The 17600-nt window shown below is 69.3% G+C and carries 17 protein-coding genes and 1 pseudogene; 12 read left to right on the top strand and 6 right to left on the bottom strand.

Going from position 1 to position 17600, the window contains the following annotated elements:
- Window positions 1–720 precede the first annotated feature (720 nt).
- The 3 genes and pseudogenes from ACZ53N_RS09395 to ACZ53N_RS09405 form a co-directional block, all read left to right on the top strand.
- Window positions 721–1284: pseudogene (locus ACZ53N_RS09395) on the top strand (ice-binding family protein); the annotation flags it as partial.
- A gap of 181 nt (window positions 1285–1465) precedes the next feature.
- Entirely contained in the window at window positions 1466–2044 is a 579-nt protein-coding gene (locus ACZ53N_RS09400) for a hypothetical protein (RefSeq protein WP_469140363.1), read from the top strand.
- A 745-nt stretch (window positions 2045–2789) separates the two neighbouring features.
- Window positions 2790–3275 (top strand): hypothetical protein, encoded by a 486-nt coding sequence (locus ACZ53N_RS09405; protein ID WP_469140319.1) that lies wholly within the window; start codon window positions 2790–2792, stop codon window positions 3273–3275.
- 136 nt (window positions 3276–3411) lie between these two features.
- On the opposite strand, the gene ACZ53N_RS09410 is transcribed toward ACZ53N_RS09405, so the two are convergent.
- From ACZ53N_RS09410 to ACZ53N_RS09425, 4 genes are all read right to left on the bottom strand, one after another.
- Window positions 3412–4938 carry a TldD/PmbA family protein gene (locus tag ACZ53N_RS09410; RefSeq protein WP_469140320.1) on the bottom strand — a complete coding sequence of 509 codons (1527 nt, stop codon included), beginning with the start codon at window positions 4936–4938 and terminating at the stop codon, window positions 3412–3414.
- A gap of 125 nt (window positions 4939–5063) precedes the next feature.
- Window positions 5064–5258: a DUF397 domain-containing protein gene (locus ACZ53N_RS09415; protein ID WP_469140321.1), complete on the bottom strand. Its 195-nt coding sequence runs from the start codon at window positions 5256–5258 to the stop codon at window positions 5064–5066.
- A 21-nt stretch (window positions 5259–5279) separates the two neighbouring features.
- Window positions 5280–5501, bottom strand: a complete 222-nt coding sequence (locus ACZ53N_RS09420; protein ID WP_469140322.1) for a DUF397 domain-containing protein — start codon at window positions 5499–5501, stop codon at window positions 5280–5282.
- Window positions 5498–6364, bottom strand: a complete 867-nt coding sequence (locus ACZ53N_RS09425) for a helix-turn-helix domain-containing protein (RefSeq protein WP_469140323.1) — start codon at window positions 6362–6364, stop codon at window positions 5498–5500. Before ACZ53N_RS09425 ends, ACZ53N_RS09420 begins: the two co-directional genes overlap by 4 nt.
- A 191-nt stretch (window positions 6365–6555) precedes the next feature.
- Here ACZ53N_RS09425 and ACZ53N_RS09430 point away from each other — a divergent pair, with 191 nt between their 5' ends.
- From ACZ53N_RS09430 to ACZ53N_RS09450, 5 genes are all read left to right on the top strand, one after another.
- Window positions 6556–7017, top strand: coding sequence for an ATP-binding protein (locus ACZ53N_RS09430; protein ID WP_469140324.1), 462 nt, complete (start codon window positions 6556–6558; stop codon window positions 7015–7017).
- A 217-nt stretch (window positions 7018–7234) separates the two neighbouring features.
- Window positions 7235–9376, top strand: a complete 2142-nt coding sequence (locus ACZ53N_RS09435) for a hypothetical protein (protein ID WP_469140325.1) — start codon at window positions 7235–7237, stop codon at window positions 9374–9376.
- Window positions 9377–10630: 1254 nt separating this feature from the next.
- Entirely contained in the window at window positions 10631–11350 is a 720-nt protein-coding gene (gene fabG, locus ACZ53N_RS09440) for a 3-oxoacyl-[acyl-carrier-protein] reductase (RefSeq protein WP_362214729.1), read from the top strand.
- Window positions 11351–11355: 5 nt separating this feature from the next.
- A complete protein-coding gene (gene fabI, locus ACZ53N_RS09445; protein ID WP_469140326.1) occupies window positions 11356–12126 on the top strand; it encodes an enoyl-ACP reductase FabI in 771 nt (256 codons plus the stop codon).
- Between the two features lie 167 nt (window positions 12127–12293).
- Window positions 12294–12620 (top strand): hypothetical protein, encoded by a 327-nt coding sequence (locus ACZ53N_RS09450; protein ID WP_469140327.1) that lies wholly within the window; start codon window positions 12294–12296, stop codon window positions 12618–12620.
- An 8-nt stretch (window positions 12621–12628) separates the two neighbouring features.
- On the opposite strand, the gene ACZ53N_RS09455 is transcribed toward ACZ53N_RS09450, so the two are convergent.
- Window positions 12629–13309, bottom strand: coding sequence for a FadR/GntR family transcriptional regulator (locus ACZ53N_RS09455; protein ID WP_469140328.1), 681 nt, complete (start codon window positions 13307–13309; stop codon window positions 12629–12631).
- A gap of 46 nt (window positions 13310–13355) precedes the next feature.
- Between ACZ53N_RS09455 and ACZ53N_RS09460 the strand changes: the two genes are divergently transcribed.
- The 4 genes from ACZ53N_RS09460 (at window position 13356) to ACZ53N_RS09475 (ending at window position 15824) form a co-directional block, all read left to right on the top strand.
- The gene (locus ACZ53N_RS09460; RefSeq protein ID WP_469140329.1) at window positions 13356–14690 is read left to right on the top strand and encodes a CynX/NimT family MFS transporter; all 1335 of its coding nucleotides are present in this window, start codon (window positions 13356–13358) and stop codon (window positions 14688–14690) included.
- A gap of 20 nt (window positions 14691–14710) precedes the next feature.
- A complete protein-coding gene (locus tag ACZ53N_RS09465) occupies window positions 14711–14827 on the top strand; it encodes an SGM_5486 family transporter-associated protein (RefSeq protein WP_469140330.1) in 117 nt (38 codons plus the stop codon).
- A gap of 187 nt (window positions 14828–15014) precedes the next feature.
- Window positions 15015–15221: a hypothetical protein gene (locus tag ACZ53N_RS09470; protein WP_469140331.1), complete on the top strand. Its 207-nt coding sequence runs from the start codon at window positions 15015–15017 to the stop codon at window positions 15219–15221.
- Between the two features lie 84 nt (window positions 15222–15305).
- A complete protein-coding gene (locus tag ACZ53N_RS09475; protein ID WP_469140332.1) occupies window positions 15306–15824 on the top strand; it encodes a SixA phosphatase family protein in 519 nt (172 codons plus the stop codon).
- 341 nt (window positions 15825–16165) lie between these two features.
- Here ACZ53N_RS09475 and serB read toward each other — a convergent pair whose 3' ends face one another.
- Complete coding sequence (gene serB, locus ACZ53N_RS09480) at window positions 16166–17404, bottom strand: phosphoserine phosphatase SerB (RefSeq protein ID WP_469140333.1); 1239 nt, start codon at window positions 17402–17404, stop codon at window positions 16166–16168.
- Between the last annotated feature and the right edge of the window lie 196 nt (window positions 17405–17600).

The following is a 17600-nucleotide window of genomic DNA, read 5'->3' on the forward strand; positions in this document are numbered from 1 at the left end:
GCGGTATTTCACGGGCTGCCCTCATTCCGTCTTCATACTGGTTAAAACCGGACTGTACGGGGTCTGGTGATGACTTCGTGTCGACTTCGCGCAGAGCCTACTGAGCAACGGATGAGTGGGCTGAGGGCCACCCGCCCGTGGGCTGGGGAGCCACCGGCGCCCGCCTCGCGGGCCCAGGTGATGAACGGCCGGTTCCGAGACCGGCAGAGACTTGCGATAGCTCGCCGCACGGACGCCGGTTCACTTGGCGTGGCCATTCAGTGCAGGGTCCGCCCGTACGCCTCCGGCCCTGTCGCGGGCCGCCAGGAAGTCCCGCGCGGTCGAGCGGCATACGTCGATCACAAAAGTTGAGCGACCTCAAGCCTGACATCCGCCACCACCCGGATGGCTCGTTAATGCTCGGCCGTCCAGGGAATTGTCATATCGGCATATCGGAGAAATGCGATGGCGTGTCATGGCATCCCGGTAGGCAATCGCTCTGCGCCGACTGGGATGGAGTTCGTGAGATCTCGATGCGAGCACGGCGGCTTGTGGTCCGGCCAAGGCTCCCCACGAGGGCCGTGCATCCCTTTCGGGGACGGCAGAGTTCAACGGCGAAAGAAAGGTCTTGTTATGGCACTGGATGCCATCCAGCCGAAACCACCCAGTAGGAGGTGGAGACGCTCCCGTCTAGCAGCCCTCACCTTGGTCCCCGGAACGCTGCTGCTGGCGACGGTCACGATGATCTCGAGCGTCGCGCACGCCCTGGAGGCTCCCGTCAATCTGGGGACGGACGCCAGTTACGCGGTCCTGGCCGGTGCGACGGTCACCAACACGGGCCCGACGGTCATCAACGGTGACCTGGGCCTGAGCCCGGGCACCTCGGTGACGGGGTTTCCGCCCGGACAGGTCAACGGCGTCATGCATGTGGCCGACGCCGCTGCCGTTCAAGCGCAGTCGGATCTGACCATCGCCTACAACGACGCGGCCGGCCGGGCACCCACGGCCACCGTGTCGGGCGACCTGGTCGGACGGACGCTGACTACCGGTGTGTACAAGTCCACGTCGTCACTGGGCCTCACCGGAACCGTCACGCTCGATGCCCAGGGCGACCCCAACGCCGTCTTCATCTTCCAGATCGCCTCGACCCTGATCACGGGGTCGGCGAGCAACGTCGCCCTCATCAACGGGGCGCAGGCCTGCAACGTGTTCTGGCAGGTGGGCAGCTCCGCCACCCTGGGGACCCACTCCTTCTTCAAGGGCACCATCCTCGCCCTGACGTCCATCGCGGTCCAGACCGGCACGGTGGTCGAGGGCCGGACGCTGGCGCGCAACGGTGAGGTCACGCTGGACGACAACACCATCATCCGGGCCACCTGCCTCACGGGCCCGCCCGGACCTTCCGGATCTCCCGGGCCTTCCGGCCCTCCCGGACCCTCCGGTCCTGCCGGGCCTTCGGGTCCTGCCGGACCTTCCGGGAGCCCGGGTGCCACTGGACCTGCCGGTCCCGCCGGTCCCGCCGGTCCCGCCGGTCCTGCCGGACCTGGTGGGCCTGCCGGACCTGCCGGTCCCGCCGGACCTGGTGGGCCTGCCGGTCCCGCCGGGCCTGCCGGACCTGGTGGACCTGCCGGTCCCGCCGGGCCTGCCGGACCTGGTGGACCTGCCGGACCTGCCGGACCTGCCGGTCCCGTCGGACCTCAGGGACCTGGCGGACCTGCTGGTCCCGCCGGACCTGCCGGACCCGCTGGACCTCAAGGGCCTGCTGGACCGTCCGGGCCTCCCGGTGGTCCCGGTGGTCCCGGTGACGGGCATGACCATGGGCATGACCACGGGCATGGCCATGGGCACGACCACGGGCACGACCATGGGCATGGCCACGGGCATGACCACGGGCATGGTCACGGCGACGGTCACGGGCACGGCAAGGACCACGGGCATGGCCACGGTGGTCACGGGAAGGAGTGCCCCGACTACGGCCACGGTCACGGTCATGGCCACGGGTATTCGGCCTGGGGAACGTGCCCGAGCTTCTGAACGCTCGACCATCGCGACGATGAGGAGGTAGTGACCACGAAGGACCGGGCTGCGGCATGAACCCGCCGCGTGGCCGGTTGCGTCGCGGTTGCGTATGACGTTGGCCTTCACGACCCATTTGCGGTCGTGAAGGCCAACGTTGCGTTTGGGGGCGTCCGTGTCGTTGCGTGCCGAGGAACCAACTGAGGCACCTGCTGCGGTGATCCGAGGTGCGGAGAGCCTCTCCCACAGGGCTCCGGGCGCACCGACTTCGGGATCCGAGCCTGTCGCGGTCTTCGCGGGCGCTGCGCCGCCCACTACTTGGGCGATGAGATGAGGAGCCATCCTGTCGGATGGTGTGTGGCATGCCACTGGCGGCGTAATGGGAGCTCTGGGTCGATTGGGCGGGCCACGCTGGGCTGCGTTGATCACGGTCGTGTCAGGAGCCTGTGGTTGTCAGGCCGCGTGAGCGGATCTTCGTCCGGGGCGCACCTGGTGATGGGGGCGAAGGTGACCGCTCCGCATGCCCGGCGCCGGTCGTCGATATCCCCCCTGTGCGCGAGCGCCTACCGGCACCGGTGACTGGCGCGTTGCGAGGAACAGAGAGAACGGAACCAGCGCATGAGACCCGTCGACACCGTCAAGCCGACCTCCGAACAGGTTCTGGCCCGGATGCCGTTGCCCGCCCTCAGTGGGCGGTTCGTAGAGTTCGCGGCCACGGCACGGCGTGAACAGTCCTCCCGTAGGTGGTTCCCGCTCGAACCATGGCAGGCCGAGCAGGGGGCCGGCCCGCCGCAATGACCGACATTCTCACCGTCGACGCGCAGCGGGAGCTGGCCGCCGAAGCCCACCGTTTCGGTGTGGTCGACCTTCAGGTCCTCGTCCTGCTCAGCGACCTGCGTCAGGTGTTGCTGATCGAACACGCCCCCACCCTGTCCAGGGGGTTTCCGCCGCAATGGACGCTCCCGAACACCTTCGTCCTGCCCGGCGAGTTGATCTGCCACGCGCTGGAACGACTGTGCTGCCAGCACCTGCACCTCGACCCCGCCGCCTGTCCGTCCAGCTTCCTCGGGGTCACCACCCTCCAAGAACCCGAGGTCGAGCAGTATCTCTTCGCCCTCAACGTCCGTGGTCTGCCGGATGTGCTCACCGAGGCCGGCCCCGACATCGGAGCACGCCGCTGGTGGAACATCGAGGACGGCCAACCGATGAGTTTCGCCCCAGGCATCCGCCAAGCTCTGGCCTCGGTCCGTCTGCTGTCGCCGACAGGATCCCTCGCCTGACAGACCGGGCCTTCCGGCCCGCGCCTGTCGCGGGCGCGGGCCGGAAGAGGCCGGAACCACTACCGGCGATGGCGCGGGCCCCGGCGTCCAGCGCCGAGCGCGCCCTGCAGACGCCGGCTCCCGGGCGGGCGCTTCGTCAGGAGTGGTCGGCCTCGTTCGAGGTGTTCAAGATGTTCACACTTTGGAACAGTGCGGACGGGCACCCGTGAGACACGGCAGCGATCTGCCCGGGTTGGGCCTTTCCGCAGTTGAAAGCCCCTCCTAGGACGTAGGTCTGAGGTCCTCCGATCGCCTTCATGGAGCCCCAGAACTCAGGGGTGGTTCCCTGGTAGGCAACGTCCCGGAGTTGCCCGCAAAGGCGTCCGTCCCGGATTGCGTATGCCCTCTGCTGCGTGAACTGGAAGTTGTAGCGCTGCATGTCGATGGACCACGACCGGTCGCCGACGACGTAGATCCCGTTCTCGACGCCGGAGATCAGCTCCTGCGTCGACGGGCCGTCCGGCGCGGGCTGCAACGACACGTTCGCCATGCGCTGCACGGGCACGTGCGAGGGCGAATCGGCGAACGCGCACCCGTTGGAGCGCTCGAAACCCGTGAGCTTCGCGATCCGCCGGTCCAGCTGATAGCCCGTGAGCACGCCGTCCTTGACCAGGTCCCAGGACTGCGCGGCCACGCCCTCGTCGTCGTACCCGATGGTCGCGAGACCGTGCTCGACGGTCCGGTCACCGGTCACGTTCATGATCTTCGAGCCGTACTTGAGGCTGCCCAACTGGTCGAAGGTCGCGAACGAGGTGCCCGCGTACGCCGCCTCGTAGCCCAGCGCCCGGTCCAGCTCGGTGGCGTGACCGATCGACTCGTGGATCGTCAGCCACAGATTGGACGGGTCCACGACCAGGTCGTAGGAGCCCGCCCGCACGCTCGGCGCGCGCATCTTCTCCGCCAGCAGCGACGGCATCTCGGCCAGCTCGGCGTCCCAGTTCCAGCCGGTGCCGGTCAGGTACTCCCAGCCCCGGCCCGCGGGCGGCGCGATGGTGCGCATCGAGTCGAACTCGCCCGTCGTCGGGTCCACGGCCACCGCCGTCAGCTGCGGGTGCAGCCGTACCCGCTGCTGGGTGGTCGTCGTCCCGGCCGAATCCGCGTAGAACTTGTTCTCCTGCACGGTCATGAGCGTCGCGTCCGCGTGAGCCACACCGTCCGCCGCCAGTAGCCGCGCACTCCACTCGGCGAGCAGCCCGCTCTTGTCCGCGTCGGGCACGTCAAAGGGGTTGATCTCGTACGAGGAGACCCAGGTCCGCTCCTCGTGCACCGGCTCGTGGGCCAGCTCCACCCGCTCGTCGGAGCCCGCCGCCGCGATCACCTTCGCCGACAGCTTTGCCATCGCGACGGCCTGGCTCGCCACCCGGGCCGCCGCGTCCATCGTCAGATCCACGCCCGAGGCAAACCCCCAGGTCCCGCCGTGCACCACCCGTACCGCGTAACCCAGGTCGGTGTCGTCGGACGTACCGGCTGGCCGGGCGTCGCGCAACCGCCACGAGGCGGTGCGCACCCGCTCGAAGCGGAAGTCCGCGTGCTCGGCGCCCAGCGCACGGGCGCGCGCGAGTGCCGCGTCGGCCAGTGGGCGCAGGGGCAGCGCAAGGAATGATTCGTCGATGGAATGGGGCACAGGGTCCTCCCGATGGTCGTCGACGAGAATCATGCCGCTTGCCGGTGTCGGCGTACACGCGATAGCGGCCGCCGCGCCCGCGTGTGCGAGGTCGCGACGGCCGTTTCCGGGGTGGCGGGGCCGGGTCAGATGGCGCCGGATACGAGGCCTTGGCGGAAGGCCGCCCACTCGGGGGCGTTGAAGCGGAGGGGTTCCCGTTGGGTGTCCTTGGAGTCGCGGATGGCGACGGCACCGTCTGCCAGGTCGGCGACTTCGACGCAGTTGCCTTCTCCCCCGCTGGCGGACGACTTGCGCCATGCCGGTGCCCGGTGGTCACTCATGCGGCCTCTCTCAAGGGGGTGTCAGATTTCGCCGGATATGAGGCCGGTGCGGAACGCTGCCCACTCGGCGGCGTCGAAGCGGAGGGGGGCTCTGTGAGGGTCTTTGGAGTCGCGTATCGCGACGGCACCGTCTGCCAGGTCGGCGACTTCGACGCAGTTGTGCTCCGGTCCGCTGGCAGAGGACTTGCGCCACACGGCGTGGGAGAGGTCGCGGGTATGGAGATCCAACTTGGAGTCGTTCACTTTCGGTGACCTTCTTCCATCTCGGCGATCCGCGCGAGCGAGTCCTCCTCCGACAGGGCCGTAGCACGGATGCGCTCGAACGCCTCGGCGAAGGGAATCGCGTCGTCGCCTTCAACGTACGTCGCGCCATAGAGGTTCTCCAGTAGCACAACGTCCGGAGTCGGAGCCGGAAAGGCTGCGAGAGTGAACCCGCCCAACATGCCGGGATGAGCGTCCGACTTCAGCGGTACCAGCTGGAAGGTGACGTTGGGCAGGTCTGTGGTGTCGAGCAGCCTGCGAAGTTGCTCGCGCATCGTGGCAGGGCGTAGGGCGAAGCGCTGGTGGAGCGCGGCCTCGTGAACGATGGCGCAGAGCTCAAGCGGCTTGCTGTGACGGGTGAGTACGGATTGCCGGGCCAGGCGGAGCTCGGCGAGGGCGGCAACCTCGTGCGGGGCGCGAGACGTAGTCGCCCCGGTCATGGTCTCCCGTGCGTATGCCGAGGTCTGGAGCAATCCGGGAATGAGCATGGGTGACCACTCGCAGATCTGCTCGGCATCGGATTCCAGGGAGATGTAATCGGCGTAGGAGGCCGAGACGATCCCGCTGTACGTCTGCCACCAGCCCTTCTTGCCGGCGTCCCTGGCAAGGTTCTCAAGCGCGGTGGACATTTCCGGGTCGTCGACTCCGTACAGCTTGAGCAATGTGACGACATCCGCGGGGCGGATGGACTGGGCTGCATTCTCGATCTTCGACATTTTCGGGCCGATCCAGCCCATAGCGCTTGCGGCCTCGTCGAGTGTCAGCCCGGCTGACTTGCGCAGCCGCTTGAGCGTTGCGCCGAGACGTCGGCGACGGACGGTGGGAACCACGGGAGAGTTGGGCATACGCCGAGTTTTGCACTCTAACTCGATGCAGAAGTAAGCCTGTTGGATGCTTTTCACTCGTTCGGGTCGGAAGCTTGCTACCTCGGGCGGGAAAGGTGCAGCATCCAGTCTGCCGCCACGCATCGTCAGGACGTGACCGCGTGGCGTCACCGCATCAGACCCCGTGCGGCCAGCCGCAGGCAGGAGGCGTTATGCGCGCCACAGTCGATGTCAACGCACTCTCCACTCCCGGCTACTACCGGCGGGCGCGGCCGCGAGGGTTCGCCGTCCATCTCAACGTCACGGAAGAACACCTCCGCCGCGTACGCGAGTTGACGGTCAGGACCCTGACCAGGTTCGGGGTCGGTGACGAGACCGTGGAAGCCGCCCGGCTCGTCGTCTCCGAACTCGTGGGCAACGCGGTCCGGGTGTGCGGGGACTTCGTCCCCGTCGTCGTGGAGGTGGATGTCATGCCGCCCGGGGTGGCGGTGAACGTCCACGACCCCGAACCGCTGCGCATGCCGAGCCGCAAGGACATCGCCCTGAGCGACCGTGACGCCGAGTCCGGGCGCGGGCTGGTCCTGCTCGACCTGCTGGCTCCCGAGTGGCGGGTGTTCTGGTCGCCGATCGGCAAAATGATCTGCTGCCGGGTGCCTCGATGCGATCGCGGCTGATGCGGGCGGCGAGAGGCCCGCTGCTCACGGCGGCCGCCGCCGCCCTGGGGGCGCTCGCGGTCCGGCTGGTACGTACGTCGGACCGCCTCCTGAAGGCGGCTCGCGGAAGCGAGGCCCGTCACCGGCCGACGGGCCCACCGCGCACCACCCGGCCACCCGAGCCAGTGCTTCTGCCTCACTGCTCGCCGCGCGGCGGAGGCGCGGAGGAAGTTCCCTGGTGCGGACCAATGGCCGGCTCCTCACAGACACGATCTACAACGAGCGTGGTCTGGCTGCCAAGTCCTTCGCCACTTATTACGCCGAAGGGGCCCCCGTGACCGCCCTGTTCGCACCGGACAACGCGCTCAAGGTGGAGTCCCAGACCTGGAACACCTACGACGGCCTGGGCAGAGCCACCGAGACCAAGCAGATCGCCGGCAACAGCGACGCAGGAAAGCCCCTGGCGACCACCCGCACCCTCTACGGCGGGGACCGCACCACCGTCATTCCGCCTGTCGGTTCCACAGCCACCACCACACTGGTCGGCGCACGCGGTCAGACGACGGAACTGCGCCAGCTGCACTCCCGCAATGCGGACTCGGACGCAGATGTCACGCGTTTCGCCTACACCCCCGCAGGCAAGCTGTCTCAGGTCCACGACGCAGCGGGCAACGCATGGTCGTACGGATACGACCAGCTCGGCCGTCAGATCTCCGCCGCCGACCCGGACAAGGGCACGACTACCAGCACCTACGACGACCGTGGTCAGCTGACCTCGACCACCGATGCCCGCAAGAGCAAAAACACGCTCTTCTACGCCTATGACGATCTCGGCCGCAAGACCGAACTCCGTGAAGGCTCTGCTACCGGGAACAAGCTGGCGGAATGGACGTACGACTCCATCGCCGGCGCAAAGGGGAAACTCGCTTCCTCTATCCGATACGTGGCGGGCAACGCTTACACCACACGTGTTGACGAATACGACTCCTTGTACCGGGCGACCCGTACGAGCACCGTCATTCCTGCCAACGAGGGCAAGCTGGCGGGTACCTACCCCTCCGGTATCGGCTATGAAGCTTCCGGCGCCGTCAAGGGCCTGAGCTTCCCCCCGGCAGGTTCCCTGCCGGGCAACAACATCACTTACAGCTATGACGACATCCTTCGTCCCGTCGAAGTGAGCAGCTTTGACGGGCTGAAGGCGGCTGTCAGCAGCTACAGCCTCATCGGTAAGCCGCTTCAGTCGCAAATGAGCCGCAACGGCGGCAAGATCACCCAGATAACCAACGGCTACGAGTGGGGCACCCAGGGCCTGGCCAACACCAGGGTCGACCGCCAGGACGCCCGCGCCGCCGACAAGGCAGCCACCTACACCTACGACGAGACCGGCAACGTCCGCGCCATCTCCGACGTGGCCCCCGACGGCACCGACACCCAGTGCTTCACCTACGACTACCTGCGCCGTGTCACCGACGAGTGGACCCAGTCCACCCCGGCCTGCGCGGGTACCCCGGTCGACAACCTCATCGGTGGCCCGGCGCCGTACTGGAACTCCTACACGTACGACAAGACCGGCAACCGCCTCACCGAAACGCGGCACGACACCGGCGGCACCACGGCCAAGGACACCAAGCGGACCTACACCTACCCGGCCGCCGGCAAGCCCCAGCCGCACACACTGACCACGGTGGAGACGACGGGCCCGATCGGCACGGCCAAGGACTCCTACGCCTACGACCCGACCGGCAACACCACCGCCCGCACGCTCGGCGGTGACACGGAGGCGCTCGACTGGGACACCGAGGGCCACCTCAGCAAGGTCACGAACTCCAAGGACGACAAGGTCGCCGAGACCACGTCGTACGTGTACGACGCCGAGGGGCAGCGCCTCATCGGCCGCACTGCCACGGAGACCACTCTCTACCTCGGTGCCACCGAGATCACCCTCACCAAGGGCTCGACCAAGCCGAAGGCCACTCGCTACTTCGACCTGGGCGGTGTCCAGGCCATCCAGAACGACGACGGCAGCGCGTCCTTCGTCATCGGCGACCACCTCGGCACCGGCCAGCTAGCGATCGACACGAAAACGGGCTCCGCCGTCCGTCGCCGCACCATCCCGTTCGGCGCTCCACGCGGCGAACAGCCGAAAATGTGGCCCGGCACAAAGGGATTCATCGGCGGTACGATGGCTGTCACACCTGTTCCGCCAAAATCCCCGGAACCAAGGGTGGGGACTGGATCCCAGATCACCAGCCGCCGTCCGCTCTCGTCCGCCCCGGATCCCCTCAGACGGCGTATCCTCATTGCCTTCCCTGCGCCAGGAGGCAAGGCGGTGTCGTCTCGCAACTTTCACAAGAAAGGGGCTATAAGGAATGGTAGTTAATGGTCCCGTGGTTGCATTCCTGGCAAGGATCGAGCACGGGTGCCTGATCTTGCGAGATTCGGGAAGTGATGGTGACGTCAGTGGCTGGGACCCGACATCAAGTAGCTGGTACCGAGATGGCAGTTCACTCATCTTCGGTGTCCAGGCCAGTGTTGACGGCCCCGTCGAATGTGAGGTGTGGAAGTCGGCTCCTTCCGCGTTGCTGCCTGTGAACCTTTTCGAGGTGTCACTCGCGTGTCCGTCTGGTTGGCTCGTAGTGCATGACCCGAACGAGTACGCCCGAATGCAATTCGCGGGGATGCGCGACTCTGTGCTCTGTGCGGTAATGGTGGATGATCCGCAATATCCGTCAAAGGTGCAGATCTTGTTGAGGGAAGAGGCTCAAGCGGCTTCTTGACGCCTGAAAGGGGCGGGCAGGGCTCTGTCGGGAATCTCGTCAGTTCTCGATTGTGATGCGAAGTCGGCGTTTCCGGTGAAAGTGTCGACCTTCCTGTGGTCGGCCCTGCTGACCGCCCGTTCGTAGGGAACCAGTGTCGGCGCCCCCGCCTCCCCCCGGGGGCGCCGACCGTTGTGCGGACGGGCCGGAACTGGGCGTTGGGTCGCCCTTCTGCGGGTGGACCGAGTCCTTGGGCGTGACCGGCCAAGTGGGCGAAGCCCCTGTACAGCCGGGTGCAGGGTGAAGCTGTCGAGGGCTTCGGACCAGCGGATGGTCCAGCGCTGGATGTCGACGTCGGCCCGTCCTTGCTTTTCACGAGCGGCCGGAGCGTGGGGTGTTCTGGAAGGCGAGGCGCCGCCACATGGCGGTGTTGGTAATGAGTGGCTGCCGCATGAGGCGGTCCCGAACTTCCAGTGACCGCTGGGCTGGTCCTCTTTGCTCCAGGGGCGGTGCAGAACGGCGTCACCGGCGCCCTTGTGGTCCGTGCTCTTGAGGTGCAGACCGTGCAGCGGATGGTCGATATGGACGTCGCCCCCGACGGGCGTCGGTACTCCGGGCGGTTCGGGGGTGGGCCGTCGGCTGCCACCCGAGGGCAGTAGGGACGCCGGGCGGCGCCACCCTGCCCGCTCGCATGAGGCGCCCCGGCCGAGCTGCCTTCCGATGCTCATCTCCCGCCCCGCCCGAGCCGTTCTGTAGAGATCCAACAGCGACTGCCCGTCCCCCCTGTCGCAGGTCGAGTGTCTCTTGGGTGACCTCTACCGATACGTTTCGGTGTAGTCGAGCACGACCTATGCACATGGAAACGGAAGGGTGATCCTTTGAGCCGCTCGGTTCTCGTCACCGGAGGAAACCGGGGCATCGGCCTCGCCATCGCCCGTGCCTTCGCGGAGGCCGGCGACAAGGTCGCCTTCACCTACCGGTCGGGTGAGCCGCCGGCCGAGCTCACCGACCTGGGCTGCCTCGCCGTGAAGTGCGACATCACGGACCCGGAGCAGGTCGAGCAGGCGTACAAGGAGATCGAGGAGAAGCAGGGCGCGGTCGAGGTGCTGGTGGCCAACGCCGGCGTCACCCGCGACCAGCTGCTGCTGCGCATGTCCGAGGAGGACTTCACCTCCGTGGTGGACACCAACCTCACCGGCACCTTCCGCGTCGTCAAGCGCGCCTCGAAGGCCATGCTGCGCGCCCGCAAGGGCCGTGTCGTACTGATCTCGTCCGTCGTGGGCCTGCTGGGCTCGGCGGGCCAGGCGAACTACGCCGCCTCCAAGGCCGGCCTGGTCGGCTTCGCCCGCTCGCTCGCCCGCGAGCTGGGCTCCCGCAACATCACGGTCAACGTCGTCGCCCCCGGCTTCGTCGACACCGACATGACCCGCGTGCTCAGCGACGAGCAGCGGGAGAGCATCACGAAGCAGGTTCCGCTCGCGCGCTACGCGCAGCCCGAGGAGATCGCCGCCTCGGTCCGCTTCCTCGCCTCCGACGAGGCCGCATACATCACTGGAGCCGTCATTCCTGTCGACGGCGGATTGGGCATGGGTCACTGAACGTCATGAGTGGAATCCTCGCAGGCAAGCGCATCCTCATCACGGGCGTCCTCACGGAGTCCTCGATCGCCTTCCAGGCCGCCAAGGTCGCCCAGAACGAGGGCGCCGAGGTCATCCTGACCGGCTTCGGGCGGCTCTCGCTCGTCGAGCGCATCGCCAAGCGGCTGCCGAAGCCCGCGCCGGTCATCGAGCTGGACGTCACCAACCAGGAGCAGCTCGACGGGCTGGCGGACAAGGTCCGTGAGCTGCAGGGCGACGACGCCCGTCTCGACGGCATCGTGCACTCCATCGCCTTCGGCCCGCAGGGCGCCTTCAACTTCCTGGAGGCGGGCTGGGAGGACGTCTCCACGGCGGTCCAGGTCTCCGCGTACTCCTACAAGTCGCTGACCATGGCCTGCCTGCCGCTGATGCAGGAGGGCGGCGCGGTCGTCGGTATGACCTTCGACGCGCAGATCGCCTGGCCGAAGTACGACTGGATGGGCGTGGCCAAGGCGGCCCTGGAGAGCACCAACCGTTACCTCGCCCGCGACCTGGGTCCCAAGGGCATCCGGTGCAACCTGATCTCGGCCGGTCCGATCAAGTCGATGGCCGCCAAGTCCATCCCGGGCTTCGAGGAGCTGGCGGACGTCTGGAACCACCGTGCCCCGATCGGCTGGGACCTGTCCGACCCGGAGCCCACGGGCCGCAGCATCGTCGGCATGCTGTCCGACTTCTTCCCGCGCACCACGGGTGAGATCGTCCACGTCGACGGTGGCGTGCACATGATGGGGGCCTGAGCCCCGCATAACGGCGTACGCATAACGGCGTACCAAGGCCGCGTGACCCGTCCCTCGGACGGGTCACGCGGCCTTCGCGTTCCGCCGAGTCGAGAACCGCGCCCACCGCCCGCACACTGGGAGGAACCGGGAGGTTCCCGGCGCACCGCTGGGGAGGAGGTACGGGCGTGCGTGCACCCATCCGCCGTACGGCGGCGCTGCTGCTCACCGCCGCCGCCCTCGCCGGCTCCCTCGCCCCCATGGCGGCCGCGGCCCCCGCGGAGCCCCAGGAGGCCGAGTGCCGCACCCGGATACACGGCTCCCACGCCACCGCCGTCTGCTTCAACGGGCACGCGCGCCCCGATCGCGTCCAGCTGCACGTCGAGTGCGCCCGCTGGTGGGACCCGGACATGGACACCGCCCCGGTCACCGTCGACCCCGCCCGCCATGTCTCCCTCGCCCAGCGCTGCTGGCTGGAGATACGGCATGCCTGGGTCACGCACACCCCGGGCTGACAGCCCGCTCAGGCCCCCTCGTCGCCCTGACGGCAACCGAACGGATGGGCGCCCGCCTCGGCCGACGCCGTCGCCTCGTCCCGGGCCCTGATCGCCGCCACCAGCCGTGCGTGGTCCGTGTGCGCCTCCGGCCGCAGCTCGGGGCCGACGTCCGCGCGCAGGAAGTCGCGGACCACCGAGCCCAGGTCCGCGTACAGCTCGGCCAGCACCTCGTTGTGCGCCGCCGCGACCACTGCCGAGTGCAACGTGGCATCGGCCTCGACGAACCGCTCCGCGTCCCCCGAGTCCCAGGCCCGCTCGCGCCGCTCCAGCAGGGTGTCCAGCTGCCGCAGGTCCGCCTCCGTGCGGCGCAGGGCCGCCAATCCCGCCGCCTTCGTCTCCAGCGCGCTGCGCAGCTCCGCCACGTGCAGCGGGTCCGCCTGGGCGAAGCGCCGGCGCATCACGCCGGCCAGTTCGCTGGTGGCGGCCACGTATGTCCCCGAGCCCTGCCGGATGTCCAGCAGCCCGTTGTGCGCGAGGGCACGCACGGCCTCGCGCACGGTGTTGCGGGCCACCCCGAGCTGCTCGACCAGCTCGGGCTCCGTGGGGATGCGCGAGCCGACCGGCCATTCGCCGGAAGTGATCTGGTTCCGGAGCCCGGCGATCACCTGGTCGACGAGCGGGGAGCGCCGGGGCGAGTTCAGTGGCATGGAATTCCGTTTCGACGATTCATCCCATGATTCTATGATGGTCTTCATGGCACCCAGGGCAGACGAAGACCGCGCGGCGGCCGACACCGCCGCACCCACCCGTACCACCGCGCGCAGACCGGCGGCCGAAGCCGCGCCGGAGCCGGGTACCGGGGGCCGGCAGCGTCTCCTGCTGCTCGTGGGGCTCGTCATCGCCGCCCTCAACCTGCGGCCCGCCATCACCAGCCTGGGCCCGCTGATGAAGGAGGTCCGCGACGACCTCGGCATGAGCGGCACCCTCGCCGGGCTGCTCACCTCCGTGCCCACCCTGTGCTTCGCGGTCTTCGGTCTCACCGCGCCCCGGCTGGCCCGCCGCTGGGGCCCGGCCGCGGTCGTCTGCGCCGGCATGGTGGCGATCACCGTCGGCCTCGCGGTCCGGCCGTACGCGGGCGGCACCGTCGGCTTCCTCGCGCTCAGCGCCCTCGCGCTGGCCGGCATAGCGGTCAGCAACATCCTCATGCCCGTGATCGTCAAGCGCTGGTTCCCCGACCGGGTGGGTCCGACGACGGGCATCTACTCCATGGCCATGTCCGCTGGCACCTCCCTCGCCGCGGCCGCCACCGTGCCCATGACCGACGCGCTGGGCGGCAGTTGGCGGCTCGGCCTCGGCATCTGGGCGCTGCTCGGCGCCGCCGCGGCGCTGGTCTGGCTCGCCGTCGCCCGCAGCCGTACGGCCCGGACGACGCATGCCGCCGACAAGCGCGCCACGCCGGGCGCGGGCACCGCGCCCGGCGCTGCCGCCGTGCGCATCACCCGCAGCCCCACCGCCTGGGCCCTGGCCGTCTTCTTCGGCCTCCAGGCCACCGGCGCCTACATCACCATGGGCTGGATGCCGCAGATCTTCCGGGACGCCGGGGTCTCCGCCTCCACCGCCGGGGTCCTGCTCGCCATGACCATGCTCATGGGGGTGCCGCTCTCCTTCGTGCTGCCCCGGCTGGCGGCCCGGCTGCCCCACCAGGGCGTCCTCGTCCTCGTCCTCGCCGCCTTCGGCATGACCGGCTACACCGGGCTGTGGCTGGCCCCGGCCGCCGGCGCCTGGGTCTGGGCGCTGCTGCTCGGCGTCTCCAACTGCGCGTTCCCGCTGGCCCTGACGATGATCGGGATGCGGGCGCGGTCCGGTGCCGGCGTGGTGCGGCTGTCCGCCTTCGCCCAGAGCACCGGCTATCTCATCTCCATCCCCGGCCCGCTGCTCGTCGGCGCCCTCTACGAGCGCACCGGCGGCTGGGACCTGCCGATCGCCCTGATGGCCGCCCTGATGGTGCCTCAGGCCGTGGCGGGCGTGCTGGCCGGCCGCGACCGGACCGTCGAGGACGAGACCGGGCCCGCCGCCCCGACCGCGTGAGCGGGTGCGACACTGGTGCCATGAGCGTGCTCGACCCGAACCCCAAGAACGGCCAGAAGACCCTGGTCACCATCCTCGGCGTGATGCTCGGCATCACCGTCGTCATCGCCGTCATCGCGACACTCGCCTCGCCCTGACACCGCCTCGGCGCGGACGCCCGGCGCCCGCGCCGTCGCCCGATGGTGGGGCTGGCCCCACCATCCCCTAGGGGGCCAGTGTCAGGGGTAAGTGGGTGGCACACCGGATGGGGGCCGGGCGCCCGTCTCCGTAGGTTCGTAGTACACCGCGACGCGGCGGTGCACCGAACCGCTCGGAGGCGATCCCATGTCCGCCGGTACCCGACCCCGGACCTCCGGCACCACTGCGCAGACCCGCCTGCCGTGGTGGGCGCTCGTGCTGCCCGCCGCCGCCTTCGTGGCGCTGTTCGTCCTGCTGGCCTCGCCCGCCTCCGCCGACACCGGCACCACGGCCTTCGGCGAGGGCACGGTCTCCCGCGCGGTGGAATTCGTCCGGCACGCCCTGCAGAGCTGAGCCGGGCGGGGCCGGAGTACCCCCTCGGGGCAAGCCTCCCAACACCCCGCGCCTCGCGGTCCGTTTCATGCGAAGCTGGAAAACATGAGCGCCGAACCGACCCGCAGGATTGTTCTTCTCCGGCACGCCAAGGCCGAGTGGTCCGACGATTCCGACCATGAGCGCCCGCTCGCGGAGCGCGGCCGCAAGGATGCCCCGGTCGCCGGGCGCCGGCTCGCCACCGCCGGCATCATCCCCGACCTGGCCCTCTGTTCGACCTCCACCCGCACCCGGGAGACCTGGAAGCTCGCCGTCCACGAGCTGCCCCAGCGTCCCCGCACGGTCTATGAGGACCGGCTGTACGAGGCATCCCTCGGCGAGCTCATCGCGGTGATCAACGAGACCTCCGACGAGGTGGCCGACCTGCTGCTCGTCGGGCACAACCCCGGCATGCACGCCCTGGCCGACGCGCTGGCCGGCGAGGCCGAGAGCGATCTCCTGCCCCGGCTGAACCGCTCCGGATTCCCCACCGCCGCGATCGCGGTGCTCACCTTCAGCGGACCCTGGAAGAGCGTCGAGCACGGCACCGGCAAGCTGGTCGCCTTCTGGCCGCCGCACGAGTAGGCCTGCCGGCCGGGCGTGGGGTGTGCGCCCTCGGGTCGCCCTCCGTCGGTGGGGTTGGATGTGCCGTCTGCGGCGGGGCGTCCTGCGGGCGCGTCCTCAAGCGCCGGACGGGCTTGTTGTGTCTGAGCTCGGCCACACCGCACCCGCTGGGCGGGGTGTGCGTCCTTGGGTCGCCCTCCGTCGGTGGGGTTGGATGTGCCGTCTGCGGCGGGGCGTCCTGCGGGTGCGTCCTCAAGCGCCGGACGGGCTGCCATCGGCTGAGCTCAGCCGAATCAAGCCTGTCCGGCGCTTGAGGACACCGCCGCGCAGCGGAGGTGCACACACCACAGCCCCGCGCCCGCTCACTCGTGGTCGTGGGTGTTGGCCGCCTCGACCTCTTCGCGGGTGACGCCCAGCAGATACAGCACGGTGTCCAGGAACGGCACGTTCACGGCGGTGTGCGCCGCCTCGCGCACCACGGGCTTCGCGTTGAACGCCACGCCCAGGCCCGCCGCGTTGAGCATGTCCAGATCGTTCGCGCCATCCCCGATGGCCACCGTCTGCGAGAGCGGAACCCCCGCTTCGGCGGCGAACCGGCGCAGCAGCCGGGCCTTGCCCGCCCGGTCCACGATCTCGCCGGTGACCCGGCCCGTCAGCTTGCCGTCAACGATCTCGAGCGTGTTCGCGGAGGCGAAGTCCAGCCCCAGCCGCTCCCGCAGATCGTCCGTGACCTGGGTGAAACCGCCGGAGACGACACCCACCTGATAGCCGAGCCGCTTCAGCGTCCGGATCAGCGTCCGGGCGCCCGGCGTGAGCCGGACCTCGGCGCGCACCTTCTCCGCCACCGACGCGTCCAGCCCCTCCAGCAGCGCCACCCGGGCGTGCAGCGACTGCTCGAAGTCCAGCTCCCCGCGCATCGCCCGGGCCGTCACCTCCGCGACCTCGGCCTCGCAGCCCGCGTGCGCCGCGAACAGCTCGATGACCTCGTCCTGGATCAGCGTCGAGTCGACGTCCATCACGACCAGGCGCTGCGCCCGCCGCTGGAGCCCGGCCGCCACGACCGCCACATCGACACCGAGCGCGGCCGCCTCGGTGGCCAACGCGGTGCGCAGCGCCTCCGTCTCCGCGCCCGAGACCGCGAACTCCACCGCCGTCACGGGGTACTTGGCCAGCCGGAAGATACGGTCGATGTTGCCGCCTGTACCGGTGATCCGGGCGGCGATGGCCGCCGTCGACTCCGCCGTGAGCGGGTGTCCGAGCACGGTCACATGGGAACGGCCGGTGCCGCGCGGCCGGTTGTCGCCCCGGCCGGAGATGATCTCCGCCTGGAGCCGCAGGGACTCCGCCCAGCTGTGCACGGTCGCCCGCAGCCCACCCTCGACGCCGGGGCCTCCCTCGGGGGCGGTGACCAGGACGCACAGGGTGATCCGGCCCCGGGTGACGATCTGCTCGATGTCTATGACATCCACGGCGTAGGCGGCGAGGGTGTCGAAGAGCCCGGCGGTGATGCCTGGGCGGTCCTTCCCGAAGATCTTGACGAGGAGGGTCGGGTCGTCGTCGCCGAGTGCGGCTGTGCCAGGCGGGGTCTGCGATGCGCTCATGGTGACCCCTACGTTATCCGGCGCCCCTCCGGAGCCGCACATGTGTCCCGGTGATCGGACGGGGCGCCGAATGGGGGCGCCGGACGGGGCGAAGGCGCCGGTCCGTGCCGCCGGGCGTCAGCGCGCCGCGGCCCCCGGCCCCGGCGCGTCAGCGCCACCGCCTGGCCCCCGGCGCGTCAGCACCACCGCCCCGGCC

Source organism: Streptomyces sp. NPDC033229 (assembly GCF_055576875.1).

Excerpts from the sequence above, each read along its gene's own strand:
- ACZ53N_RS09405 (WP_469140319.1), top strand. The coding sequence starts at position 2,790 with ATGACCGACATTCTCACCGTCGACGCGCAGCGGGAGCTGGCCGCCGAA.
- ACZ53N_RS09415 (WP_469140321.1), bottom strand. The coding sequence starts at position 5,258 with ATGAGTGACCACCGGGCACCGGCATGGCGCAAGTCGTCCGCCAGCGGG.
- ACZ53N_RS09425 (WP_469140323.1), bottom strand. The coding sequence starts at position 6,364 with ATGCCCAACTCTCCCGTGGTTCCCACCGTCCGTCGCCGACGTCTCGGC.
- ACZ53N_RS09430 (WP_469140324.1), top strand. The coding sequence starts at position 6,556 with ATGCGCGCCACAGTCGATGTCAACGCACTCTCCACTCCCGGCTACTAC.
- fabI (WP_469140326.1), top strand. The coding sequence starts at position 11,356 with ATGAGTGGAATCCTCGCAGGCAAGCGCATCCTCATCACGGGCGTCCTC.
- ACZ53N_RS09455 (WP_469140328.1), bottom strand. The coding sequence starts at position 13,309 with ATGCCACTGAACTCGCCCCGGCGCTCCCCGCTCGTCGACCAGGTGATC.
- ACZ53N_RS09460 (WP_469140329.1), top strand. The coding sequence starts at position 13,356 with ATGGCACCCAGGGCAGACGAAGACCGCGCGGCGGCCGACACCGCCGCA.
- ACZ53N_RS09465 (WP_469140330.1), top strand. The coding sequence starts at position 14,711 with ATGAGCGTGCTCGACCCGAACCCCAAGAACGGCCAGAAGACCCTGGTC.
- ACZ53N_RS09470 (WP_469140331.1), top strand. The coding sequence starts at position 15,015 with ATGTCCGCCGGTACCCGACCCCGGACCTCCGGCACCACTGCGCAGACC.
- ACZ53N_RS09475 (WP_469140332.1), top strand. The coding sequence starts at position 15,306 with ATGAGCGCCGAACCGACCCGCAGGATTGTTCTTCTCCGGCACGCCAAG.
- serB (WP_469140333.1), bottom strand. The coding sequence starts at position 17,404 with ATGAGCGCATCGCAGACCCCGCCTGGCACAGCCGCACTCGGCGACGAC.